Origin of the sequence: Janthinobacterium algoris, assembly GCF_051380935.1 — a bacterium.
GTDB lineage: Bacteria > Pseudomonadota > Gammaproteobacteria > Burkholderiales > Burkholderiaceae_D > Janthinobacterium.
This window is the reverse complement of the sequence record NZ_JBNYXZ010000026.1, coordinates 1-23,007: the sequence shown is the minus strand read 5'-3', so window position 1 is coordinate 23,007 and position 23,007 is coordinate 1. Positions and strand designations below refer to the sequence as shown.

Here is a 23,007-nt window from a genome sequence, read left to right as displayed (position 1 = left end):
CGCCCCGCCTTGTGCCTGAAAGGGCGACGATGGAAGTCGGAGCGGGGTCTCAGCAGAGGTCATAGTAGTCGGAGGTAGCGCCGGGAAGGCTTGACCCCTTCGATGAAGGACCAAACGAGTAGGAGTGAATCCGATATGTCGATGCAGAAAGCACAGCGTCAGATGCCCGCGAGAGCGGGGCGGGAGGCCTTAGGGCAAGGTGAAGCCATGCCTGATGTTTCCAGCGACGAAGCGTTTTGCCCGCGACATGCCACCGGAAACACGGGGTCGGCGCTACTGCAAGCGGCGCTGATGACAGAGAACCTGCGGCGGGCGTTCAAGCGTGTGCGTGCCAACAAGGGAGCGGCTGGCGTGGATGGGCTGGATATCAACCAGACCTCATGTCACTTAGCGACTACGTGGCCGGGCATTCGAGAACAACTGTTGGCAGGGACGTATCGGCCCAGTCCGGTACGTCGGGTGACGATCCCGAAGCCTGACGGTGGCGAGCGCGAGCTTGGCATTCCGACGGTGACGGATCGCCTGATCCAGCAAGCACTGCTACAGGTGCTGCAACCGATACTTGATCCCACTTTCAGCGAGCATAGCTACGGCTTCCGTCCGGGCCGGCGTGCGCAAGATGCGGTGTTGGCCGCGCAAGCGTATGTCCAGTCCGGGCTGCGGGTCGTGGTGGATGTTGACCTGTCGAAGTTCTTTGACCGGGTCAACCATGACATCTTGATCGACCGTCTGAGGAAACGCATCGATGACGCCGGAGTGATCCGTCTGATCCGGGCCTATCTGAACAGCGGCATCATGGATCATGGTGTGGTGCTGGCACGGGGCGAGGGCACGCCGCAAGGCGGGCCACTCAGTCCGTTGCTGGCGAACGTGATGCTCGATGAAGTGGACAAGGAACTGGAACGGCGCGGCCATCGCTTTGCGCGCTACGCCGACGATGCGAACGTATATGTGCGCAGCGTGCGTGCGGGCCAGCGGGTGATGGCGCTGTTGCGCCACTGCTATGCCAAGTTGCACCTCGTGGTCAACGAAAGAAAAAGCGCTGTGGCCAGCGTCTTTGGTCGCAAGTTCCTCGGTTACAGTCTGTGGGTGGGGCCAGGACGCGAAGTAAAGCGCAAGGTGGCCGACAAGGCGCTGAGCACGTTCAAACAGCGCATCCGTGAGCTGACCCGCCGTTCCGGTGGGCGCAGCATGGGGCAAGTGGTGGAACGACTTCGTTCTTATATGCTGGGATGGAAGGGGTATTTCCAGCTGGCGCAAACGCCCAAGATATGGCGAACCCTCGATGAATGGCTACGTCACAGGCTGCGAGCTATCCAGCTCAGGCACTGGAAGCGTGGAACCACCATGTATCGGGAATTGCTGAAACTTGGGGCTGCGCCATCGGTGGCAAAACGAGTGGCGGCCAACAGCCGCCGCTGGTGGCGCAACAGCGCCAAGCTGCTCAATAGTGTGCTCACTATTGCGTATTTCGACCGGCTGGGCGTACCGCGCCTGTCTTGACCTCAACTACTCGAACCGCCCGGTGCGGACCCGCATGCCGGGTGGTGTGGCAGGGGAGCGGCCTTCACGGCTGCCCCCTATGCCGATTTCAAATTCTTTAGCGCGCCAAAGTTTTCGCTCTCTAGCCGATCATGCGATGTTGCTGTTTGGGCCATTTTTGCCGTACCGGCAAAAACCGCGCTTTCGTGCAAGCATCGAGCCACGGGCTGCGCACCGTGTCTCGCCCCATACGGGCTTCAATCGTTCGCTTCGCCTTGTCCATTCCGCTTCGCTCCAGCGCTGCGCTCGGCCTCCTCTTTCGCCATAGGCGTTCCAGGCATGGCAACCAGCATGCAGGATTCGCTATGTTCCAGCTGGCCGCGCACAGCGACGGCCAGGCTGATAAAACCCACACAACACCAACCCCACAAAACCCATTCAGGGAGCGCCCCTGGCGCTCCGTGACTGCGCGCTTCGCGCGTCGGAACTTCTACCCGCAGGCGTCGTAATTACCAATCCCCTCAGTCCTCGTGTTCATGGGTTCGGACTTTAGACCGGGGCGCTCAACAGGCAAGTGCGGCGCGGCATAAAGCCGGTCAGCCTACGGCCTCCCTTTTTATACGCGCAGCCTTTGCCTGTCTCTCTATACCCCCGGTCGTCGCTCGAACCACAGACACGGGACTCAGGGGATACGGCGGTAATCACAGACCGCCACAACTCTAATCGTTCCCTCTGAAACCTAACGCGACAGTCACGGATCTTGGGGTCCGGGCAGTTTGAAAACTATCTTTTTTTTGGAGATTTCCATGACGGCACAAACCTACCAAGTTGGCAAAACCTATCCCTTCACCGCAGCGCAATTGGTGCGCTCCAAGGTGTTCAACGTGCGCCGCCTGAAAAACAATCAGTTGTCCGCCAAGGAGCAAGCCGCCATTGAAGAACTGGCCGCGCTAATACTCTCGCAGGGGTTATTGCAAAACTTGATTGGCTTCGTGCCAGCGAAGAAAAAAGGCAAAATCGTTCTGGAAATTGTCGCGGGTGGCCGCCGTCTTACCGCGATCATCTGGCTTATCGAGCAAGGGAAAATCCCTCACGACTTTGTGATCCCTGTTCTTATTTGCACTCTTCAAGAAGCGACTGCTATCAGCTTGGCAGAAAATAGTGGCCGCGAAGCGTTGCCGCCAGCTGACCAATTTCGTGCATTTCAAGAAATGGCTGATGCGGGCATTAGTGTGGAAGAAATCGCCACTTCGTGGGGTGTGGACGAGATCACCATCAAACGCCGCTTGAAGCTGGCAAACGTCGCGCCACGGTTGTTTGCGTTGTATGAAGACGGAGACGCGACATTAGATCAACTGATGGCGCTGGCCTTGACTGAGGATCATGCGACGCAAGAACAGGCATGGGATGCGCTGCCGCATCATCAGCGTACTCACCACGCTATCCGCAACCTGATTACTACGCAGGAAATCAGCGTTGCAAACAACAAGGTCGCAAAATTTGTTGGCTTGGACGAATATGAAAAAGCAGGCGGCGAGGTGCGGCGAGATTTGTTCTCGGTGGCTGGCGAAGGCTACTTGAGGGATGCCGCGTTTCTGGAAAGCGTCGCAGTGGCGAAGCTGGAACGTGAGAGCGCGAGCATGATTAACGGTAAATGGGCGTGGGTCGATTATGCAACCACGATTGATAGTACGGAGCTTCGACGGTTCACGCGCTGCGAAACCGTGACGATGAGTTTCAGTGAAGTCGATCAGTCAATCCATGCTGCTCTGTTGGAAGAAAAAGCCAAACTAGTTCAGTCGCAAACCGATGCTGAAAATGATGGTGAAGAAAGCGATCTGACGGAAGAACTGCTGGAAAAAATTGAAGCCGAATTGGAGGCGATTGATGAAAAAATCAACGCCTTGGAAGAGGCGTATTTGGAGCCTGAGCCAGAAATGGCATCAATTGCTGGTGTCATCGTGACGATTGATCATCAAGGGAAAATTGAGCTTCATCATGGTATGGTGCGGCCAGAAGATAAAAAAGAACTGCAAGCAGGGCAAGATACCGCAAGCGGTAGCAGTGGCCAACCAGCAAAAATAAAATCCGTCCATTCTGAAAAACTGATTCGCCAGTTGACCGCGCATCGTACTGCTGCGCTGCAAGTCATGCTGGCCGAACGTACCCCCGTGGCACTTGTTGTATTGGCCCACAAATTGGCCTTGAGTGTATTCAAGTTCGGGCAGACATACATCCGGGAAGGAAGCGCAGCACAGATTAGCTTGACGCATACATGGCTGAAAAACGAGAGCGATGAAATCGCATCCAGCAGCATCGCACTGGAAAAATTCGGGCAGGTATACATGCAATGGGAAGACCGTTTGCCAACCAAGCCAAAGGACTTGTTTGCATGGCTGCTAGAACAAGAGCAAGCCGTTGTGCTGGACTTGCTGGCGTATTGCACAGCCTACAGTCTCAACACTGTGCAAAGTGATGAAACAGCACACGAGCCAGCAATGCAGATTGGCAAGGCCGTCGATTTGGATATGGCGGACTGGTGGAAGCCGACGCGCACCAGCTATTTTTCGCAAGTCTCCAAGCACCACATTATTTCGATTGTTGCTTCGGAAATCTCTGCCGAGGTGGCAAAGCCCCTCGCGGATATGAAGAAAATCCCCCTCGCGGAAGCGGCAGAGCAATCCATGCGGGATACGCGCTGGTTGCCCACGATTCTTCAAATTGCAGCCTAAATTTTGACGACTGCGGCAAGCACTTGCCGCAGTCACTAAAGAAAGGGCGGCAAATTTCATGGCGAAAAAAGAACCCTACGAAATGACGTGGGAAGAATTCAGGTTGCAAGCACACGGCAATCCTCATTTTTCGCAGACGTATTCCGGCAATGATCCGGGAGCCTATCTGCGCGATACGCTGCATACCCACCGGCAGCATTTGCTGGATGCTGTTCATGCTGGCAAGCACGTTGACGCTACCATTCTGAGAGAGCATTACCTGATCGAGTAAGAGACTGGCAAGAGCCGATCCGCAAGTCAATCGCGGCCCGGCACTTGCCAGTTTTCCCGAGCCTATCGAGATCCGCGCCGACTGCACGCAGGCGTGCCGGCGCGTCAAGAAAAAAAGGCTGATGCAGGACGGTATCCCTTACCTGCATCAGCCATGCGTCGGCCTTGCTGCTTTCTGGCTTGCACTGCTACACAGTGCAAGCCAGAAAGCAGCCTCACCGCCGCTAGAGCCAACACAGACCCACCACTACGGCAATAATGAATGACAACATGAGCATACTAAGCACAACCCAAATCGCAGCGCTTCGCGCTGCTCTGTATGGCCGCCGCCTAGTTTTGTGCTACGGCGCGGGCGTCGATTCGACAGCGATGCTCGTTGCATTGCATTGTGCTGGCATCAGGCCGGATGCCATTACCTTCGCTGACTTGGCATCGGAAAAGCCAGAAACCATGCTGCATCTGGATAGGATGAATGATGTTATGCGGGCTTGGAACTGGCCCGAGATTAGCGTTTGTAAAAAAGTGCCGCTTGCATCGACTGGCTATCAAGACTTATATGGCAACTGCCTAAAAAATGAGACATTGCCTTCGCTGGTTTTTGGTATGAAAAGCTGTTCAATCAAGTGGAAGCAGGTTCCCCAGGATCAATTTCTGATGGGTGCGAAAACGGGCCGAACAAGAAAAATCCCCATCCCTTGTGGCTTGAGTATTTGAAGACGGGGAACAAAATAATCAAGCTGATTGGGTATGATAAAGGCGTCGCTGACATGCGTAGGTCGAAAAATTTACCGCACTCGGATGAGTATTTTGAATACTGTTACCCCTTGCAGATCATCGAATGGGCTCGGCCGGAGTGCGTGCATGCCATTACCGAAATGCTTGGTGCTGATTTCGTGCCCTTGAAAAGTTCGTGTTTTTTTTGTCCTGCCTCGAAGCATTGGGAACTTTACTGGCTCGCCGCATATCATCCTGACCTGTTTGAGCGGGCGCTTGTGTTGGAGTATAACGCGCTGACTGGTCGCCATAGTCGGTTTGACAAAATCGAGTTTGGCGGGACGTGGGAGGAGCTGGTAAAAACAGGTGATCGCTTTCCAAGTTCAAAAACAACAGTGGGCCTTGGGCGCAGTTTTTCATGGAATCAGTGGGCCAGAATGAATGATGTGGTGGATGAAAATTTCAAGGTGAAGCGCCACCAGGTCGACCGCGAGCGTTTCATTTCCTTATCTCAGCTGGGGTCGTCCAATACATCGGATAATGCATTGGATGGACGGCAAGTGCTGATGGCCCCCAGGATACCGATTCTTGCAATTTGAATGAAGCGTTGTCATTTTCAAAAAGCAGGGCTTGGGCCATTTTTCCCTTCCGGGAAAAACCGCGCTTTCGTGCAAGCATCGAGCCACGGGCTACGCACCGTGTCTCGCCCCATACGGGCTTCAATCGTTCGCTTCGCCTTGTCCATTCCGCTACCGCTCCAGCGCTACGCTCGGCATTACCACCTCAGCATGGCACCCCTTAGCGGATTTTCCCCGACAAGATCGGGGCGGATCCGCAGGCAGGTTCGCCATGCTCCAGCTGGCCGCGCACAGCGACGGCCAGGCTGATAAAACCCACACAACACCAACCCCACAAAACCCATTCAGGGAGCGCCCCTGGCGCTCCGTGACTGCGCGCTTCGCGCGTCGGAACTTCTACCCGCAGGCGTCGTAATTACCAATCCCCTCAGTCCTCGTGTTCATGGGTTCGGACTTTAGACCGGGGCGCTCAACAGGCAAGTGCGGCGCGGCATAAAGCCGGTCAGCCTACGGCCTCCCTTTTTATACGCGCAGCCTTTGCCTGTCTCTCTATTCCCCCGGTCATCGCTCGAACCACAGACACGGGACTCAGGGGATACGGCGGTAATCACAGACCGCCACAGCTCTAATCGTTCCCTCTAAAACCTAACGCGACAGTCACGGATCTTGGGGTCCGGGCAGTCCATTTTTAACGACAACACGAAAGGATTTTTCTCATGACATTTTCCGGCACCTACAGCCCCGACGATAACAAATTGCGTTTGTACGCATCCAGTCGATTGGACAAAGACCTGTATGAGAAAGTCATTGCCGCCGGGTATCGTTGGGCGCCGAAACAAGAATGTTTTATTGCCCCCATGTGGACGCCGCAACGCTATGACTTGTTACTGTCGTTATGTGGCGAAGTGGACGACGAGGATAAATCTTTGCTGGAGCGCGCAGAAGAACGCTCAGAACGGTTTGAAGGCTACCAAGAAAGCCGCCTGAAAGACGCAGCCAATGCAAGCAATGCAGCATCAGCCCTTGCGGGTCAAATACCGTTTGGCCAGCCTATTTTGGTTGGCCATCACAGCGAAGGGCGCGCACGCCGGGACGCGGCGCGCATTACCGCTGGCATGCGGAAATCGGTTGATAACTGGAATACTGCGCAGTATTGGGAGCGCCGGGCAGCGGCAGCGGTAAGGCACGCAAAATACAAATCTTTGCCAGCTGTTCGCCATCGCCGCATCAAAGGCCTGGAAGCGGATCAGCGAAAAGCGCAACGGAATATTGACGATGCGGCAGCAGGTAAAAAAGTATGGAGCATGGACGGCTTGACGCCGGAGCAGGTCTTATTTTTGGCTGGTCGCGCTCACCTCAATGGAAAGTTCCCGCTGGAACATTTCCCGCGCAACCCGCCTGCATCGCAATACGAAGGTGATATGAGCCTGTACTCAGCGCTCACGGGCCAGGTGATTACTCATGAAAAAGCGATAGAGCTTGCCTTGCTTGCCTATGCGCGACAAGCTGCACGCGCCCTGCGCTGGAATGAGCATTACACTTTCCGTATTGCATACGAACGCGCAATGCTGGGTGAGCAGGGCGGTTTGGTGGCAGAAGGATTTGATATACAAGTTGGCGGTCAAGTGTTCATTCGCCAAGGGTGGGAAACCGTCACCCGGCTGAACAAGCGCGGCGGCGTGCTCAACAGTATTTCCACCGGGAAGGGGCGCATTCGTCAATTGCCTGAAGTTAAAGATTATCAGGCGCCTAGTGCCGAGGCTGCGGCACAGGCGAAGGAAAATAAAAAACTTCCTCCTTTGCTCAACTACCCCGGCGAAAATTTCGAGAAAATGACAACTGCCGAGTGGAAGGCTAAGTACGATGGCTATAAATCCGTTCGTATTATCCCGGCAACATCAACACGCCCGGAACATCGCGCCCGTAACGTCTTGACCAATGTGCGCGGGGCCACCACCCTTGTGCAAGTGTTCATCACGGACGCAAAGCAAACGGATAAGGCTATCTAAGCCGGGTTCATCCCACACTGCAACGGCCGCAAGTGCGACCATTGCAGTGTCACCGCCGCGTATCTGCCCAGGCGGCGGGCGTATCGCCCCGCCGCAGAAAACAAAGCGCACGCGGTTAATCACCGCTTGGCGCTTTTTGGCCATACCTGCCTATGGCGTATGGCCGGTGCCGCTCATCGAGCGGCATTGATGGCGTACTAAAGTACGCCACTCACACCGCGGCATGCCGAAGCCTAGCGGATACGTCCCCCTCACCGGGGCGTATCCGCAAACAGGTTCGCCATGCTCCAGCTGGCCGCGCACAGCGACGGCCAGGCTGACAAAACCCACACAACACCAACACCACAAAACCCATTCAGGGAGCGCCCCTGGCGCTCCGTGACTGCGCGCTTCGCGCGTCGGAACTTCTACCCGCAGGCGTCGTAATTACCAACCCCCTCAGTCCTCGTGTTCATGGGTTCGGACTTTAGACCGGGGCGCTCAACAGGCAAGTGCGGCGCGGCATAAAGCCGGTCAGCCTACGGCCTCCCTTTTTATACGCGCAGCCTTTGCCTGTCTCTCTATTCCCCCGGTCGTCGCTCGAACCACAGACACGGGACTCAGGGGATACGGCGGTAATCACAGACCGCCATAACTCTAATCGTTCCCTCTGAAACCTAACGCGACAGTCACGGATCTTGGGGTCCGGGCAGTCCATTTTTAACGACAACACGAAAGGATTTTTCCATGGCCAAATTTTCCATCACTGCATACCCTTGCGTAATTTTTCCCACGGGCATTGTTCAAATCGAAATTACGCGTCGTGTAGCCCACAAGATCATTGAGTGCGCGGCTGCTGACTTGACCGCCGAACTTCAAGCCATCGGGGAGGCGCACATTGGTGATATGCCAAGCTTGCATATTTATGCCACACCAGAAGGGCGGGCGCCAAATGGCTGGCGCAAGTTTGAAGCCGAAAAGAAAAATACGCTCGACTATGTGTAGCGGCTCGCGTTTGAAACCGGCCGTGCTCGCATTCGACGCCGATTTCGGCTCGAATTAACTGCAAATGACGGCGGGCACGTGCTCACATTATCTGCAAATGAGCTTGCAATCGACGGCGCCGGCTCGCATTCCACGGCCGCCGGCTCACGCTAACTGCAAATGACGGCTCATATCGGCAAGCCCGCCGCCAGCATGCGCTCGCGGATCTCGGCCGTACGCTTCGGTTCGAGCTGGTTGCTGAACATTGCGCGGATCTCTGCCGCCTTGGCGTCGAACTGCTCGGTCATGTCTTTGAGCCGGTAGCCGTGGCGCGCCAGTGTCGGCTCCAGGTCGTCGAGCTGGCGCGACAGCACCGTCTCCACCAATTCCGCCGTGACCGGCTTCTCGCCCGTCTGGTAGCCCGCTTCGAGGGCCAGCGTCAGATGCAACTGAACCTGCAGCGGTGTGCGCAGCTTGGTGGCCAGTATGTCGATTGCCTCGGCTGTCAGAATCTCCCCCGGTTCGGCCTTGTTGCCAGTGCAGACGCCGAGCAGCCAATGAATGTAGTCGCGCTGACTGCCGGCGATGCCGTCCAAATTGAAGATGTCGGTGCGGTAGCCGATTTCCTCCATAGTCGGCCGGCGCAGGTCGTTGCGTAGTTTGGGATGGCCGGCCAGGATCACCGACAGCCGGCCGCCGACGTCCTCCACGACCTCCATCAGGCGCTTGAGGCCGATGAGCGTATGGCCGTTCAGGTCGTGCGCCTCGTCGATGAACAGCGCCACGGGCCGCTTGCCCTTTTTCACCAGATCCTGCAGCTCGCGGTCGCGCCGCTCGCCCTGCTTGGGGATCTGCACCTGCTTGTCCTGCGACAGATCGTAGTAGAGAGCTGAAATCAGTGTGGCGAGTTTGATGCTGTGCTTCTCCACCGAAACCGACTTGGCGACGGACACGCGGTTTTCATCCTTCAGGATCTGCTGAAGACGGCGCAGCGTGACGGTCTTGCCGCTGCCCACGACGCCACAGACGGCGATCAGGCGCCCCTGCATGACCGCCCCTTTGATGTCCTTGATGAGCTGCTGGTGGTGCTCGGTCTCGTAGTAGCCCGCTTGGCTGAGCGCCTGCGTCAGCCCGTAATACTGCATCACTTCAACCCGCATGGTGATCTCCTGTTTGCTTGTTTCGGAAATAGTCCCGCACGCGTGCCAGTACGACGCTGCGATTGAGCGTCTCGGCCAGCACCTGGTCGATGAAGGCGCGGTCCTCTGGCGCGAGCTTGGCCAGCGGCCGCGCCAGATCGTCGGCGATGGCCAGCTTGGCGGCGATGGCGCCGGCGAAGTGGTAGGCGTGGGCCTCGGCGTCGAATGGTTGGTGCGGCAGCGACACGGCGGCGGCCGGGGACGAAAGGTGGACATCGCTTCCGGCCAAAGCGCTGATCGGCAGATCGAGCTGGTCGGCGAGCGCGCGGATGCGGTCGGCTCGTTCATCCACCTTGCCGCGCTTGAACGCGCGGTAGCGGTGCAGCGGGATCGGGCCGGACACAGGGCGGTAGGGCCCGAATTTTTCGGCGTCGAACTCGACGTACATTTCGTCGTCGAACAAGCCCCACAGCAGGACGACGGTCTCGCCGGCCATGTCCGGCTCCACCTGGTAGGAAGTTCCGCCGATGGCGATGCGCGCGTCGACGCCGACCTTGCGGCTCTCGGGTTCGCGCGCGAACCGGCAGTACTGCTCCCATGCGCACATGTCGCGTACGCCCTCGGCGGGCAGGTTGGCCAGCCAATCGGCCAGACGTGAGTGTTTTTCCGAACGATGGCTCTGGTCGTTGTAGCGCAGCAGATAGCGCATCAGCCACTCGTTGGCCTGACGTTCCGTCTCCGGCTTGTGGAAATGGTAAAGCGTTTCATGCGCCTCCTTCACCGTCCTGAACGGGCGCTCAACCTTGCCTTTCGAGCGGGCCGTCGTGCGCGTTCCGTCCTTGCCGGCCGGGATGTGCGTGAGCCACTCGATATCGAGGGCCAGCATGACGTTTTGAAACACCCGGCTCTTGGCCACCGGGCCGTTGTCCAAATAGATCATCTTCGGCCGCCCCTGGAACGGGAACGCGGGGTCGGGCTTGACGGTCATGGCGTTGAACAGGAAACGCAGCGCGGACTCGGCGTCCTCGCCATACACGCACTGGTATTCCTGGTAGCCCACGCCGCTGCGGTCGTCCACCACGCTGAACAGCATCAAGGTCGGGACGCCCTTTGTGGGGTCGATCCAATCGGGCTTGTCGATGTGCTTGAGGTCGGACGGCGACATATCGAATTGCCAGCAGTCGTTGCTGCGTTCTGCCTGAAAACGCACGGCCGGCGGTTCGCGCAACAAATGGGGCTGGTCCAGCCGCAACAGGGACAGATAACGATTGACGGTCGGGCGCCGCAGCAGGCCCATGGGCGCCTTGACCAAACCCTGCAACGTCTCAACCCCATGCTCCTCTATCAATTCGATGGCCCGCCCGGTGGACAGGTGGCGTCCGGCCTTGTTGGTGGTGCGCAGTTTCAGCGCCGCTATCAGTTCGCAATAGCGCTCCAGCTCCGCTTGCGGCAACATACGAGGCTTGCCGTGGTCGGCGCGGTGCGCGGCATGCGGCTTCTGAAATGCTTGCAACGCCCGATAGACGGTTGTCGCGGAGACGCCGTACAAGCTGGCCACGGCGGCGATTTGGGTGGCACGTTCCGAACTCTTGCGCGGTAAACGGTCCAGCCGCTGCCGCAACTGCAGCAGCGAGTCGATAGGGATCGTCTTATTCCGGCCGATCATGGCGGGCCAGCGCACGGTACACGGAGGCGCGGCCAACGCCGAGCCGCCGTGCGATTTCCGTCGCGCCCAGCTTCTCTTCGACGCGCAGACGTTGGACCTCGGTGGAATCCACCGACGGCTTGCGTCCATGGTAAACGCCACGCGCCTTGGCGGCGGCGATGCCCTCAAGCTGGCGCTCACGTCGGAGATTGGTTTCGAATTCAGCGAACACGCCCAGCATGTCCAGGAAGGCCTTGCCCGCCGCGCTACGGGTGTCGATGGGTTGCTCGGTCGCCTTGAGGGTGACGCCGCGCTCCTTCAATGCGTACACGATGTCCTGCAGGTCCTTGATGCTGCGCGCGAGGCGATCGATCCTGGTCACCACCAGCGTGTCGCCACGCCGCAAAAAATCGAGCAGGGTCGCCAGCTCGGTGCGGCCGGCGCGGCTGGTGCCGCTCGCCTTCTCGGCCCGGACCACGTCGCAGCCGGCGGCGCGCAGCGCCTGCTCCTGCAGGGCGAAATCCTGGTCGCTGCTGGAAACGCGGGCATATCCGTAGAGCGCCATGGGTCGGGTTCGTCTCGATAGGCTTTAGAACTGCCAAAATTACCATATCGATAACGGAAAAACAACCCTATTGAGACGAAATATTCGTCTCAGTCAAATGGCCCGTTTGGGTGTACCTGTACGGTACAATCGCTCAAAAGCAACTTCCGCTTTCGGCCAAGAGCAGACCTTCGTTCTCGCATTTAGCTAGGGCGGGCATGGCACCTCAAGCGGTCGAGACGTTTTGCATATGGTCTGCAATTGGTCAGCTCCGCCCTTTATTCATTTTCTCAACATGCGCTGACATGACACAGACCCGCGTTGCACGAACACTTTCGCTAATTGGCCACCCGGCGATACTCACCCCGGTCGCGGCAATACTGAGCGCCATGACGAAGAGTGTACCTATACAGGCGCTTCAACTGCTCTTTCTTGTCTCTCTATGCCTAGGTGTCAGCGTGATCACCTACAGCTGGATTCAAGTGCGAACTGGGCGTTGGCGGCATGTCGATGCATCCGTGCCACAAGAACGCCGCCAGTTGCATTCAGTCCTGCTGCTGCTTTTTTTCGGAGTTGCAACGGTGCTGTGGGTATCTGGTCAGCCTCTCCGCATGATCCTGGGCCCCGCAAGTTGCGGCCTGCTGATCCTACTCGCTTGGTTGTTCCGTGGTCGGCTCAAGGTTTCACTCCATGCGAGTTTTGCGATATTCGCAGCAGCTTTACTCTGGCCTGATATGGCAAGCGCTTCCGTTGTACTGCTTCTTGCATTGGCCGTATCCTGGTCGCGTCTCGTCCTTCGCCGTCATACCAGACAAGAAGTCGTTTTCGGATTGCTGTCAGGCGGCATGACCGGGTTGGCTTTCAACCTCGTTTCGTCCGCTTAGGGTCGTAAGCGGCCTGTCGGCGTAGGCGTATTTCATTTGCAGTTAGCGCGAGCACGTTGACGTCGAATGCTAGCCGGCACCATGGATTGCGAGCATATTTGCAGATAGCGCGAGCACGAGCCGTCCGTCATTTGCACTTAATCTGAGCTGGGAAACGCGTCGAATGCGAGCATGGCCACTTTCAAACGCGAGCCGCTACAACTATGTGAAGCCGTTCGGAGTGTTGGCGTGAAGGGGGGATTGCGTCCCTTGCCAACGGTGGCGTCTCAAACGCATGCCGCGTTTTTTTACGCGGGTATCAATGTAAGCCGTTCACTGCCGACAGGGCATGGCGCCAACCTTGGCCAGCTTGAACTAATCAACGAACTGACAATTTTTGCTTCCGTCATGGCCGATATGCAGGAACGTGCCGCCGCAATCGTGAATGAGCAATATCCGGGTGTATTTGAGTATGACGTTGCGGAAGAATTTGGCGTGTGGTATGGATGGCATGTCGAATCGACAGGCTTATTGCCCACTGACGAACTGGCAATTGAGGCCATGGGCAATATGATTTATTCCTTTTTCTCGCGTGGGGATGTTCTTAATATTCCCGCATTGCGTGCAGCATTGGCAGTCAGCTATGACGTGGAAGGATTGCGCCGCTTACGTGTCAATGTTCCTATCCGCGTCAGGGTTCAACATTTGATATCCGCGATGGGTTTATGGTGGCGCTCATAACTCCACGGGTCTGATGGGGCCAAGCCAGCTTAAAAGCTGGCTTTTTTTTCGACTATTGATTGGCGCGTAACATCGGCGTTGCCGCCGATCGCTTACGCGAGGTTGGCACGCGGCATCCGGTTTTACAACCGGTTTGCGTGCGTATCAGCTGGCCTATGCGCTTCGCGTAGGCCAGCTGATAACCGGGCCTGGGGCATTGCTGACGCAATGCACCCGACAAATACAATCGTTGCTACGGCAGGCACTGGCCGCGCTGCGGGCTAGGGTTTGGGGTTCCGGTTTTTGATTTCTCGGTTTACCCAAGTAATTGGGCGTGCCGACGGCTTTATCGTCGGGGCGCAATCGCCCGGAGGGCGAAGGATGCATGTTGGCATTTATTGTCGTGACGCCTCGTGCTTACCTTTGTTTTCCAGCTGGCCGGTGCGCATGACGCGTACCTGATCGACGCCGGCAGCGTATCGACCGACTGCACGGCGGCCGCGCATCGAGGCGGGGACGAATGCCCCGCGCTCGACCACGGCCAGGCCGATGGCCACGAGAGCCGCCCAGGGCGGATTTACAAATCACATCGATGCCGCTGGCCAGCTTGCCGGTGCGCGTGGCGCGCACCTGGTCAACGCCGTCAGCGTATCAACCGGCTGCAGAGCGGCCGCGCATCGAGGCGGGGACGAATGCCCCGCGCTCGGCCACGGCCAGGCCGGTGGCCATGAGAGCCGCCCAGGGCGGATTTACAAATCACATCGATAACGCTGGCCAGCTGGCCGGTGCGCGTGGCGCGCACTTGGTCAACGCCAGCAACGTATCGACCGTAAGCGGCCAGCCGCCTCACCTGTACAGCGTGTTCAGCGTTGGGTAAAGTCAGGGAATGGCAACAGCGAGTCGATCTGGCTGTTGGGGCACGTCGGGAGACGTTCCAAGACACTGGCCAACCAGCGCGCCGGATCAAGGCCGTTGAGTTTGGCGGTGGCGAACAGGCTCTGGATGGCGGCGGCGCGGCGGCCGGCCCGCTCCGAACCGGTGAACAGCCAATTCTTCTTGCCGATGGCGATCGGACGGATGGCGTTCTCGACCGGGTTGTTGTCGATCGGCAGCGTGCCCGAAGTGGCATAGCGCTCCAGCGCCGGCCAGCGCTTGAGCGCATGGTCGACGGCCTTGGCCGTGCCGCTGCCGGCGGCGACAGCGCGTTGGGTCGCCCGCAACCAGGCGTGCAGGTCGGCCAGCGCCGGCATGGCCAATTGCTGGCGCAACGCCAGGCGTTGCGGCGGATCGCGTCCCGCGCCTTGCTGCTCGATCGCGTACAGTGCCGCGATGCGGCGTAGCGCCTCTTCGGCGACCGGACTGCCGCTGGCGGCATGCACGTCGAAGAACTTGCGCCGGATGTGGGCCAGGCAGGCCAGCTCGGTGGGGCCATTGGTAAACAGGGCCTTGTAGCCCACATAGTCGTCCACCATCAGATGGCCGCGCCAGCCCTGCAGGAAGGCGCGCGCATGGGCGCCGGCGCGGCTGCTCTGGTAGTCGAACACAACGATGGGCGCACCGTCGTCGTGCACGCCGGAGCGGTAGGCCCACAGGTAGGCGTGGCGGGTCTTGCCGCTGCCCGGATCGAGCTGGCGCACCGGGGTTTCGTCGGCATGCAGGCACGCGTGTTGCCGCAACAGCTCGGCGAGCCGGTCGGCCAGCGGCTGCAAGGCCACGCCGATACGCCCGATCCACTCGGCCAGCGTCGAGCGGGCCAGCGGCACGCCCTGGCGGGCGGCGATCTGCTCGATCCGGTACAAGGGCAGATGGTCGAGATATTTGCAGGCCGCGATCCACGCCAGCAGGCCGACGGCGGCCATGCCGCCATCGATGACGGCAGGCGGGACCGGCGCCGCCGTCACCGTCTCGCACGGACGGCACGCGTACTGCGGACGAATATGCCGATGCACGAAGAAGCGCGCCGGCTCCACGTCCAGCTGTTCGCTGACGTCCTCGCCGATCTTGACCAGGTCGGCACCGCATCGGCCGCATTGGCACGACTCCGGCTCGTGGCGGTGCTCGACGCGCGGCAACTCCGGCGGCAGCGGCTGGCGTCCGGCGCGCTTGCGTTGGCGCTTGGCCGGCGCCTGGCCGTCGAGTTCCTCCTCGATGGCCGCCAGGTCCATGTCGAGCGTTTCCTCGAACAGCAGGCGTTGCTCGCCGACGAGCGCCTCGCTGGCCTTGCCGAAACGGACCCGCCGATAATAGGCCAGCTCGTGCGTCAGCGCGGTGATCTTGAAATCCTTCTCGGCCAGCTTGGCCTGCTGCTGTGCGAACAGCGCCTGCACCTGCGCCAGCAAGGCTGGGTCGATGTCGGCGCGGGCAAGTTCGTTGAGCAGGTCCATAGCGCCGCAGTTTACCGGGCATGGAGGACGTTTACAAGTAAAACAGTTTACGTCGTCACAAGCGCCACTGCGCTGGCGCGGGTGCCGACAGGCGCTGCCAGTCCACGCCGGCGACCAGCCAGCGCCATTGTTCCGCGCTCATCTGCCAACACGCTTCGTCCGCCTGCGGCCAGACGAACTGGCCGTGGTGCAGACGGCGCAGGCACATCCACACGCCGGTGCCATCCCAGCACACCACTTTGAGGCGGGTGCGGCGTCGGTTGGCGAACACGTAGGCCGTGCCGTCGCACGGCGGGCGCCCCAGCGCCTGCTGCACATGCAGCGACAAGCCGTCGATCCCGGTGCGCATGTCCACCGCCGTCGTCGCCAGCCAGATCGCCTCGGCCGACAGTTGCATCATAGGGCACGCATCAGTTCGGCCAGCCAGCTGGCCGGCACATCGCCGGGCAAACTCAACGTCCAGCCGCGCTCGTTGCGCAGGCTGATCGCGACCGCCACCGACGCCGCTGGCGCCACCCGTACCGGCAACAGCCCGGGCACGCCCGGCGCCTTGGTCAACCGGCGTATCCAATAGCCAACCTGGCGGATCGGAAAGCCTTGCTCGATGGCGTATGCCCGCTGCGACAATCCGCTGGCCTGCCACTGCGCCACCCGTTCCTTCCATACCTTCTGACGGTCCTTGTTTGACACCTTTACCTCCCTTATTGATTGAGAGGATAGTGTGGCGATGCCGATCAGGAATTCATAGATGGGACGGCTGGACGCTTACTATCGACCAGCTGCATGGTAGCCGCGAGTGCCGAATAGGAAAATTTGCTAACTGAAATTATATTTCGGAGAGTAAAAAAGATTGAAGCCGGGAATCCTTAAAAAGGATTGCCGGCTTCGGTAGTGGGTGTCTAAAGAGACTGTCCGATATAGTTTGAAAAATCAACTTTGAACTGGCCAGCCAGTGCCGCCAATACGTTTGACCTTACCAGATGCATCATAAGATTCAAACGCAGTCAGTCGGTATTGAAAAATAGTGCCGGAAGCTCGAACTTCCTCACCATCCATAGGATGGTAAGGAATCTCAAAACAACCCTGGTACTTAACTTCACCGTCGCTGGTTTTATTGCCAAGCACTTTAAAAAAATGCGTAGGCTCATTCAAATCCAAAGACCGAAATTTACCAATCGATACGGCCAAAAATGGTTGACCAGTTCTGTCACAAATACCACGAAACGCGACAACATCACGCTCATGGATCTTCGATTCAATTGTGCCAACCAACTCAGCATTCGGGAAAGCCGAAATGCAATTTTCAGCAGTAGCTGGTTTCAGGTAAAGATCGGTTTCAGTGTATTTAGCAAACATGGGAACTCCTATTGAATTGGAGCTACCGGAGTGATCTTTCGATCCCGCCAGTAGCAGGATTGTCGAAAGATCACGGTGGTACTAGACCATTTTAATTGTCGTTTGTCAATAAAAATCTATGCAGACTTCGCTTTCCTAAGTTCGGCATGGCACCCCTTAGCGGATTTGCCCCGACAAGATCGGGGCGGATCCGCAGGCAGGTTTGCCATGCTCCAGCTGGCCGCGCACAGCGACGGCCAGGCTGACAAAACCCACGCAACACCAACACCACAAAACCCATTCAGGGAGCGCCCCTGGCGCTCCGTGACTGCGCGCTTCGCGCGTCGGAACTTCTACCCGCAGGCGTCGTAATTACCAATCCCCTCAGTCCTCGTGTTCATGGGTTCGGACTTTAGACCGGGGCGCTCAACAGGCAAGTGCGGCGCGGCATAAAGCCGGTCAGCCTACGGCCTCCCTTTTTATACGCGCAGCCTTTGCCTGTCTCTCTATACCCCCGGTCGTCGCTCGAACCACAGACACGGGACTCAGGGGATACGGCGGTAATCACAGACCGCCACAACTCTAATCGTTCCCTCTAAAACCTAACGCGACAGTCACGGATCTTGGGGTCCGGGCAGTTTGAAAACCATGCAACCGAAGGGCAAGACAATGACAAAAGTAGCGAATACCGCAGCGGCAAGAATGGCTAAACGTTGGACGCCGCCTAATGGCCGTGTCCAGGAGCATGCGGATATTAAGGCTGTCATTTGGTCTTATGAGCGCGGCTTGCGTGCATGTGTTTGCATTTTCCACGGCACCAAAGTCAAGCCCGTGGAGCACTGCTATTTAGCCACCGCTGATTTGCGTGATCAATTTATCAAAGCATGGGTAATGCAGCGCCGTGAGCAGAAAGCTGACGAGCAAGCGCGCACTGCCAAGGCGAATCAGGATATTAAAGAATTTTTTGAGGCGCTGGAAATCGGCTCAATCTTTTATACGTTGAGCGGCTATGAACAGACAAACGCCACGTTTTACGAAGTCGTTGGCAGGGTGACTGCGAATTCCGCTGTCGTCCGGCCTATCGAGCAAGATCAAATCGAATTTAAGGCATTGGCGATGTATGGGCATGCCATCCCACGCAAGGGGCAGTACACCGGCGCGGAATGTGTCTGGAAGGTCAAGCAGCGCTTTCCTGCCGTATGGACGCCCGGACAGAAGGTCAATATTTCTTGGTATGGCTAGTAAGTAGTGGAAGGAGAGTGGCATCGCTAGGTGGGGATGCCAGCACATTAACTTTAATGAAAGAGGTGGTGATATGCGTCGTATTGAAAAAGTGGAAAATCAGGCGAATAAGCAAATTTCGATCCGCAATGGTCGTGCCGTATCTGTTGGTGTGGCGAAAAAAACCAGAGCGAAAAAATTCCGCCGCAATGCTTTTCGCAATGATGATGGGTCTACCGTTCAAATTTTACTGGCAAGCGATATTCGTGTTTCAAAGCACGAGCCTGACGCGCTGGCGAAATTGCAGATGAAGCTTGATTCTTTGTTGGCCCTGGAAGAAAACATGCGCCGAACAGATGAGTTTTTGAAAAACCATGACCGTGCCGGTTTGCTGTTGTATGGCTATTCGGCTGAAGGGGTGGAAGAGTTGTTCTTGAGTGGCCCTGGTCAGCAGCTTGGCTATTCAGAGCAAGAGTTTTCCATCATGGCAAAGGAAATCGACGGTGTGCGTAATCGCATGGCGCAATTATCGTCCACTACCGAATGCATGGGCGGGACGAACGCGGGGCAGTCGAAACCGAATCCTGTGTCGTTCAAATACCCACAGCTTCCACTTGTCACTGTCCGGCAGCTTCTCGGCAAACGTGGCGATGCTTGGCATGTGTCAACAATGCCGATCCACTCGACGAACACGCCGAATGGTAGCTACGCAGAGCAAAAAAATATAGTGAAATCTTTCACTAAAAATTTCACTAATTTTATCCATTAAGGTTTACAATGTAAACCCCGGCTTGGTATAATTACTTGAGTCGATAGAGCTTGAGTTGGACGCTAAATCTTTAGCGCGCCAAAGAAATTCAACAAAAAACCTTCATATCTTAGGAGTAGCGACGATGGCAAAAGTTCTCGGAATTTTCAATCAAAAGGGCGGTATCGGTAAATCTACTTTCACGGTCAACATCGCCTTGTATGCGGCGCATGCAAAAATTCGTACGCTGATCATCGAGAATGATGCACAGAAAAACTCGTCCAACACGGTTGTTTCGGACGTGGAAAAAGAAACGAAAAAATCTCTCAAGGCTTCCATGCTGTTTGACGAAAACATGGGTCAAGATTTGCCGGTGTTTCAAGTTAATCCATACCTGCATATCATCCCAGGCGATGCAGGCCTGGAAGACGTTGACTCGCTCGTGACCACTGGCGACGTTGCCGGCCGGCGTGACCTCTATGCTGTTTTCAAGAAGAACGTGGACAGTTTGCGCGCAAACTTCGATCTCATCATCATCGACACTCCGACCACGGCTGTACATCGTTACTATTCCGCGTTGGTGGCGGCAGATGCTTGTGTGGCGCCTACGACTGTGGATGCATTCGGCATGGATGGTGTCTTGGGCCTGCAGGGTATTATCCGCGAAGTAAAAGGTATCTACGGCAATCATCGCCTCAATTATTTGGGTGTTATCCCAAATAAGGTGATGAAGCGCTCAGCCTTGCATACTCAAACGCTCCAGGAGTTGAAGGACGCCCAAATCAAGATGGTTGGGGAAATTGTCTATCTGCGCTCGGACATTGAAAACAAACTGGCGATGGGTAAGCGTAGCCCCGCCATGCGTCCAGCTGTCGATGCAATTTTGAAAGGAATCATGTAATGTCGAAATTCCAAAGAAGGTCTATCAGCACCATTAGCCGGGCTGCAAATACGCCGTTGCCGGTAGCCCTCCCCATAGCCGATGTGTTCGCCGATCCTGACCAGCCTCGCAAGAAGAAGCGCGACGAGACGAAGCTCAAAGCGCTGGCGGCGAGCATGAAAGCTCAAGGGCAGCTGCAAGCCATTATTGTTCGCGCACACCCTGACGGTACTCCAGACAAGTACATGATCATCTTAGGCGAAGGTCGCTGGCTCGGTGCGCAGATCAATGAATCGGAAACGATCAATGCGGTTATCTCGGAAGAAACCGATCTGACAGTCATCAAGGCCATGCAGATCATCGAGAATATCCATCGCGAAGAAATGGATCAGATCGATCTTGCAGAGTCTTTCCGTGACTTGATTGATACCGGCGCCTGCAAGAACGCGAAAGCAGTTTCCGACCTTGTGAATTTCAGCGAGTCGACCATTAGCGTATATCTCAATATGCTCAAGGCGCCTCCTCAAATTCAGGATTTGGTAAGGACTGATATTGCTACCATCGATACGGCACGCTCGCTTAACAACATCCTGCAGATTAATCCTGACCTTGCACAGTCGATGATCGATCGTGCAAAAGAAACTGGCACCCTGAAACGTGACGAAACACGCGCTGCCGAAGCTGTAGAAAAAGAACGCCAAGGCATCGAGTCGAAGAAGCCCAAGAAGGCCGGCCCCAAGGGTGAAAATCCCCCCCCTGCAGCGGACAATGCTACCAGCACGAATGGAAGTGCAGCAGAGACGAAAGGTCCAGGAAAAACGGATGCTCCAACAGTTGATGGCGGCGTCAAACTTGAATCAAAGGAAAAGAAGAACGATGCTGAAAAAGATGCTCGCATCATTCCCGTTCCAGCGTTTGATGTGCATGTCGAAGTGCGAAAAGGGGCTGCAAGCCGTCCTGCTTTTGACTTCAATTATAGTAAGCATGGTGCCGCAATTCTGGCCCGTGAAACTGTGCACAGCGATCCAGCGAAAGCCTGGCTGATGTTTGGTCATGGCACCGATGATAGTATGTTGGTGCCTTTTCCTGCGGCCGATTTAATGATTCTTAAAGTCATTCGCCAGGGGTAGTTTTATGGTTTCATTAAGAAGGGCAATGGGTACTTTATCTGATCGAGATTTTGATCTTGCGCTGACCCATTTTTTAAAATCTCACCGTGGATTAGACGACTCTAACATTGCAGCCGCTAAGGAATTTCTTGTGCATCCGGGAAAGCTCCAGATCGTGATAGCTGAAGAAAAAAGTATGTCACGCCAGCTGGTCAATAAGCAATGTAAGCGTTTGTACGAAGCGTACTGTGATCTAAAAGAAACGATGACTGGAGGCGATCATGCGGCAGACAACCATGTTTGAATCTCGTGCGAAGGCGCTAAACGTAAGCTCAAAACGTTTGACCGGCAAAGCGCTCACAGTAGTAGCGGGATGCCGTAAAAAACTTGAACCCTTGGCCGAGCCGTTCGACTGTATCGACAATTCTATTCAGGTCGAATTGAACGTCTTGCTAGAGGCGGTTGATGTTTTTGCAAGAAAGTTGCAAGAGTCGCGGGAATGGCTTGATGAGCCGATGACCGATTAAGATAGTATACAAGGCGGCAGGTAGATCCTGCCGTTTCTATACACAGCGCAAGGTGGTAGGGAGTCAATGTGAAAAAAGTGAATGAACCTGATGGTCAACAGTCCTTACTAGACAATGATCAAAATCCTAGCCAGCTTGTGACGGGGGAAACCAAACGAGAACGCAAGATAGTCGATAGCAGTGCGGAAATCAGCCTTCAAGGTCCAGAGGGCAAGGACATTGGGTACTATCATTCAGTGCTGTGTCAAGTTGGCTTGCCCCGATCAAAGGTAGCAGGAACCGAGTTTGAGCGGAAGTCAGGAAAGTCGTGGATATCCATAGCTGCTGGCAAGCTGGACGAGGGGAAAGGTCCAGTGCAGCAGCCTATTCCGTTTGGCGTTATACCTCGCTTGATTCTTGCCTATATTTCGTCTTTTGCGGTTAAAAATAAAACATGCGAAATACCTATCGGTGATAGTGCGGCTGACTTCATGATTCACCAGCTGGGAATTAGCACTGATGGCAAGCGCTACAAAGCAGTGCGTATGCAGATGCACGCATTGGCGGCCATGCGTATGCAGTTCGGCTTAAATTTTCGAACTTACAATGGACAACCTATTCAAGATTTTACAACGTGGGTATCAAAAACTGATAAGCAGCGCTCGATCTGGCCTGGCAAAACAGTCATTACGGAAGAGTTCTATAAGTCATTGATTATGTCTGCGGTCCCACTCGACAAACGGGCTTTAGCGATGCTGAAAGGTACTGCCCTTGGGCTGGATATGTATGTTTGGTTTGCCCAAAGACTATACAATCTGGACCGCAAATTGCCGTTAAGTTGGGTTGCTCTTAAAGAGCAGTTTGGACAAGAATATCTTGGGGCGAACGGGCTTCAGAATTTCCGTGATGAATTTACGTTAAAGTTACGGATTGTAAAGGCAGCATACCCACAGGCTAACGTGCAGATTATTCGAGGTGGCATTGAATTGAGCCCATCCGATACTCCGATACCGCCGAAAATAGTTATTTCTCGCTAATATGCCATGTAGCCGTCGACCAGCTGGCCCGCGCCGTGGGCGCCGGCAGCGGCGACGTGCTGCAGCTGGCGATCGAGCGCTGCGCTCGATGACGGCCAGGCCGGTGGCCACGCGCCCGCCCAGGGCGA

Annotated in this window: 25 protein-coding genes; 17 read left to right on the top strand and 8 right to left on the bottom strand. The window is 56.4% G+C overall.

Annotated features, from left to right (window positions below):
• The first annotated feature begins 135 nt into the window (after positions 1-135).
• The 7 genes from ltrA to ACQ4W7_RS26680 all read left to right on the top strand — a co-directional run bounded on the left by ltrA (position 136) and on the right by ACQ4W7_RS26680 (position 8,769).
• A complete protein-coding gene (gene ltrA, locus ACQ4W7_RS26710; RefSeq protein WP_436534596.1) occupies positions 136-1,503 on the top strand; it encodes a group II intron reverse transcriptase/maturase in 1,368 nt (455 codons plus the stop codon).
• 785 nt (positions 1,504-2,288) lie between these two features.
• Positions 2,289-4,214 (top strand): ParB/RepB/Spo0J family partition protein, encoded by a 1,926-nt coding sequence (locus ACQ4W7_RS26705; RefSeq protein ID WP_436534594.1) that lies wholly within the window; start codon positions 2,289-2,291, stop codon positions 4,212-4,214.
• Positions 4,215-4,272: 58 nt separating this feature from the next.
• A complete protein-coding gene (locus ACQ4W7_RS26700) occupies positions 4,273-4,485 on the top strand; it encodes a hypothetical protein (RefSeq protein ID WP_436534592.1) in 213 nt (70 codons plus the stop codon).
• Between the two features lie 269 nt (positions 4,486-4,754).
• Positions 4,755-5,198, top strand: a complete 444-nt coding sequence (locus ACQ4W7_RS26695; protein WP_436534591.1) for a hypothetical protein — start codon at positions 4,755-4,757, stop codon at positions 5,196-5,198.
• Between the two features lie 110 nt (positions 5,199-5,308).
• Positions 5,309-5,797: a hypothetical protein gene (locus ACQ4W7_RS26690; RefSeq protein ID WP_436534589.1), complete on the top strand. Its 489-nt coding sequence runs from the start codon at positions 5,309-5,311 to the stop codon at positions 5,795-5,797.
• A 695-nt stretch (positions 5,798-6,492) separates the two neighbouring features.
• On the top strand, positions 6,493-7,785 hold the full coding sequence (locus ACQ4W7_RS26685; RefSeq protein ID WP_436534587.1) for a DUF3560 domain-containing protein: 1,293 nt from the start codon (positions 6,493-6,495) through the stop codon (positions 7,783-7,785).
• Between the two features lie 726 nt (positions 7,786-8,511).
• Complete coding sequence (locus ACQ4W7_RS26680) at positions 8,512-8,769, top strand: hypothetical protein (protein ID WP_436534585.1); 258 nt, start codon at positions 8,512-8,514, stop codon at positions 8,767-8,769.
• Positions 8,770-8,936: 167 nt separating this feature from the next.
• On the opposite strand, the gene ACQ4W7_RS26675 is transcribed toward ACQ4W7_RS26680, so the two are convergent.
• Genes ACQ4W7_RS26675 through ACQ4W7_RS26665 form a run of 3 tightly spaced genes read right to left on the bottom strand, consistent with a single transcriptional unit; the run spans position 8,937 to position 12,097 of the window.
• On the bottom strand, positions 8,937-9,908 hold the full coding sequence (locus tag ACQ4W7_RS26675) for an ExeA family protein (protein ID WP_436534583.1): 972 nt from the start codon (positions 9,906-9,908) through the stop codon (positions 8,937-8,939).
• Positions 9,898-11,532 (bottom strand): IS481 family transposase, encoded by a 1,635-nt coding sequence (locus ACQ4W7_RS26670; RefSeq protein ID WP_436534730.1) that lies wholly within the window; start codon positions 11,530-11,532, stop codon positions 9,898-9,900. The genes ACQ4W7_RS26675 and ACQ4W7_RS26670 overlap by 11 nt, the downstream gene beginning before the upstream one ends.
• A 4-nt stretch (positions 11,533-11,536) precedes the next feature.
• On the bottom strand, positions 11,537-12,097 hold the full coding sequence (locus ACQ4W7_RS26665; RefSeq protein WP_436534581.1) for a recombinase family protein: 561 nt from the start codon (positions 12,095-12,097) through the stop codon (positions 11,537-11,539).
• 284 nt (positions 12,098-12,381) lie between these two features.
• Here ACQ4W7_RS26665 and ACQ4W7_RS26660 point away from each other — a divergent pair, with 284 nt between their 5' ends.
• Together ACQ4W7_RS26660 and ACQ4W7_RS26655 are read left to right on the top strand one after the other, a co-directional pair.
• The gene (locus tag ACQ4W7_RS26660; protein ID WP_436534579.1) at positions 12,382-12,960 is read left to right on the top strand and encodes a hypothetical protein; all 579 of its coding nucleotides are present in this window, start codon (positions 12,382-12,384) and stop codon (positions 12,958-12,960) included.
• Positions 12,961-13,131: 171 nt separating this feature from the next.
• Positions 13,132-13,680 carry a hypothetical protein gene (locus ACQ4W7_RS26655; RefSeq protein ID WP_436534577.1) on the top strand — a complete coding sequence of 183 codons (549 nt, stop codon included), beginning with the start codon at positions 13,132-13,134 and terminating at the stop codon, positions 13,678-13,680.
• Positions 13,681-14,054: 374 nt separating this feature from the next.
• On the opposite strand, the gene ACQ4W7_RS26650 is transcribed toward ACQ4W7_RS26655, so the two are convergent.
• A complete protein-coding gene (locus tag ACQ4W7_RS26650) occupies positions 14,055-14,216 on the bottom strand; it encodes a hypothetical protein (RefSeq protein WP_436534576.1) in 162 nt (53 codons plus the stop codon).
• Positions 14,217-14,251: 35 nt separating this feature from the next.
• On the opposite strand from ACQ4W7_RS26650, the gene ACQ4W7_RS26645 reads away from it, so the two are divergent.
• Complete coding sequence (locus tag ACQ4W7_RS26645; protein WP_436534574.1) at positions 14,252-14,536, top strand: hypothetical protein; 285 nt, start codon at positions 14,252-14,254, stop codon at positions 14,534-14,536.
• Here the strand turns inward: ACQ4W7_RS26645 and tnpC are convergent.
• From tnpC to ACQ4W7_RS26625, 4 genes are all read right to left on the bottom strand, one after another.
• Positions 14,523-16,043, bottom strand: coding sequence for an IS66 family transposase (gene tnpC / locus ACQ4W7_RS26640; protein WP_436534572.1), 1,521 nt, complete (start codon positions 16,041-16,043; stop codon positions 14,523-14,525). The genes ACQ4W7_RS26645 and tnpC overlap by 14 nt on opposite strands.
• Before the next feature lie 55 nt (positions 16,044-16,098).
• Positions 16,099-16,443: an IS66 family insertion sequence element accessory protein TnpB gene (tnpB, locus tag ACQ4W7_RS26635; protein WP_436534570.1), complete on the bottom strand. Its 345-nt coding sequence runs from the start codon at positions 16,441-16,443 to the stop codon at positions 16,099-16,101.
• Positions 16,440-16,733, bottom strand: coding sequence for an IS66 family insertion sequence element accessory protein TnpA (gene tnpA, locus ACQ4W7_RS26630; protein ID WP_436534568.1), 294 nt, complete (start codon positions 16,731-16,733; stop codon positions 16,440-16,442). Before tnpA ends, tnpB begins: the two co-directional genes overlap by 4 nt.
• 240 nt (positions 16,734-16,973) lie before the next feature.
• Positions 16,974-17,399 (bottom strand): hypothetical protein, encoded by a 426-nt coding sequence (locus tag ACQ4W7_RS26625; RefSeq protein ID WP_436534566.1) that lies wholly within the window; start codon positions 17,397-17,399, stop codon positions 16,974-16,976.
• A 627-nt stretch (positions 17,400-18,026) separates the two neighbouring features.
• Between ACQ4W7_RS26625 and ACQ4W7_RS26620 the strand changes: the two genes are divergently transcribed.
• From ACQ4W7_RS26620 to ACQ4W7_RS26590, 7 genes are all read left to right on the top strand, one after another.
• The gene (locus tag ACQ4W7_RS26620; protein WP_436534564.1) at positions 18,027-18,620 is read left to right on the top strand and encodes a hypothetical protein; all 594 of its coding nucleotides are present in this window, start codon (positions 18,027-18,029) and stop codon (positions 18,618-18,620) included.
• 73 nt (positions 18,621-18,693) lie between these two features.
• Positions 18,694-19,368 (top strand): hypothetical protein, encoded by a 675-nt coding sequence (locus ACQ4W7_RS26615; RefSeq protein WP_436534562.1) that lies wholly within the window; start codon positions 18,694-18,696, stop codon positions 19,366-19,368.
• A 124-nt stretch (positions 19,369-19,492) separates the two neighbouring features.
• On the top strand, positions 19,493-20,248 hold the full coding sequence (locus ACQ4W7_RS26610; protein WP_436534560.1) for a ParA family protein: 756 nt from the start codon (positions 19,493-19,495) through the stop codon (positions 20,246-20,248).
• Positions 20,248-21,357, top strand: a complete 1,110-nt coding sequence (locus tag ACQ4W7_RS26605; RefSeq protein ID WP_436534558.1) for a ParB/RepB/Spo0J family partition protein — start codon at positions 20,248-20,250, stop codon at positions 21,355-21,357. Before ACQ4W7_RS26610 ends, ACQ4W7_RS26605 begins: the two co-directional genes overlap by 1 nt.
• Positions 21,358-21,382: 25 nt before the next feature.
• Positions 21,383-21,640, top strand: a complete 258-nt coding sequence (locus ACQ4W7_RS26600; protein ID WP_436534556.1) for a hypothetical protein — start codon at positions 21,383-21,385, stop codon at positions 21,638-21,640.
• Positions 21,618-21,863, top strand: a complete 246-nt coding sequence (locus ACQ4W7_RS26595) for a hypothetical protein (protein WP_436534554.1) — start codon at positions 21,618-21,620, stop codon at positions 21,861-21,863. The genes ACQ4W7_RS26600 and ACQ4W7_RS26595 overlap by 23 nt, the downstream gene beginning before the upstream one ends.
• A 68-nt stretch (positions 21,864-21,931) precedes the next feature.
• A complete protein-coding gene (locus tag ACQ4W7_RS26590) occupies positions 21,932-22,879 on the top strand; it encodes a replication protein RepA (RefSeq protein WP_436534552.1) in 948 nt (315 codons plus the stop codon).
• The last annotated feature ends 128 nt before the right edge of the window (positions 22,880-23,007 follow it).

Coding starts and splice junctions, on each gene's coding strand:
- ltrA (WP_436534596.1), top strand. CDS start 136: ATGTCGATGCAGAAAGCACAGCGTCAGATGCCCGCGAGAGCGGGGCGG.
- ACQ4W7_RS26705 (WP_436534594.1), top strand. CDS start 2,289: ATGACGGCACAAACCTACCAAGTTGGCAAAACCTATCCCTTCACCGCA.
- ACQ4W7_RS26700 (WP_436534592.1), top strand. CDS start 4,273: ATGGCGAAAAAAGAACCCTACGAAATGACGTGGGAAGAATTCAGGTTG.
- ACQ4W7_RS26695 (WP_436534591.1), top strand. CDS start 4,755: ATGAGCATACTAAGCACAACCCAAATCGCAGCGCTTCGCGCTGCTCTG.
- ACQ4W7_RS26685 (WP_436534587.1), top strand. CDS start 6,493: ATGACATTTTCCGGCACCTACAGCCCCGACGATAACAAATTGCGTTTG.
- ACQ4W7_RS26680 (WP_436534585.1), top strand. CDS start 8,512: ATGGCCAAATTTTCCATCACTGCATACCCTTGCGTAATTTTTCCCACG.
- ACQ4W7_RS26675 (WP_436534583.1), bottom strand. CDS start 9,908: ATGCGGGTTGAAGTGATGCAGTATTACGGGCTGACGCAGGCGCTCAGC.
- ACQ4W7_RS26665 (WP_436534581.1), bottom strand. CDS start 12,097: ATGGCGCTCTACGGATATGCCCGCGTTTCCAGCAGCGACCAGGATTTC.
- ACQ4W7_RS26660 (WP_436534579.1), top strand. CDS start 12,382: ATGACACAGACCCGCGTTGCACGAACACTTTCGCTAATTGGCCACCCG.
- ACQ4W7_RS26655 (WP_436534577.1), top strand. CDS start 13,132: ATGGCCACTTTCAAACGCGAGCCGCTACAACTATGTGAAGCCGTTCGG.
- ACQ4W7_RS26645 (WP_436534574.1), top strand. CDS start 14,252: ATGCCGCTGGCCAGCTTGCCGGTGCGCGTGGCGCGCACCTGGTCAACG.
- tnpC (WP_436534572.1), bottom strand. CDS start 16,043: ATGGACCTGCTCAACGAACTTGCCCGCGCCGACATCGACCCAGCCTTG.
- tnpB (WP_436534570.1), bottom strand. CDS start 16,443: ATGATGCAACTGTCGGCCGAGGCGATCTGGCTGGCGACGACGGCGGTG.
- ACQ4W7_RS26625 (WP_436534566.1), bottom strand. CDS start 17,399: ATGTTTGCTAAATACACTGAAACCGATCTTTACCTGAAACCAGCTACT.
- ACQ4W7_RS26620 (WP_436534564.1), top strand. CDS start 18,027: ATGCAACCGAAGGGCAAGACAATGACAAAAGTAGCGAATACCGCAGCG.
- ACQ4W7_RS26615 (WP_436534562.1), top strand. CDS start 18,694: ATGCGTCGTATTGAAAAAGTGGAAAATCAGGCGAATAAGCAAATTTCG.
- ACQ4W7_RS26610 (WP_436534560.1), top strand. CDS start 19,493: ATGGCAAAAGTTCTCGGAATTTTCAATCAAAAGGGCGGTATCGGTAAA.
- ACQ4W7_RS26605 (WP_436534558.1), top strand. CDS start 20,248: ATGTCGAAATTCCAAAGAAGGTCTATCAGCACCATTAGCCGGGCTGCA.
- ACQ4W7_RS26600 (WP_436534556.1), top strand. CDS start 21,383: ATGGGTACTTTATCTGATCGAGATTTTGATCTTGCGCTGACCCATTTT.
- ACQ4W7_RS26595 (WP_436534554.1), top strand. CDS start 21,618: ATGCGGCAGACAACCATGTTTGAATCTCGTGCGAAGGCGCTAAACGTA.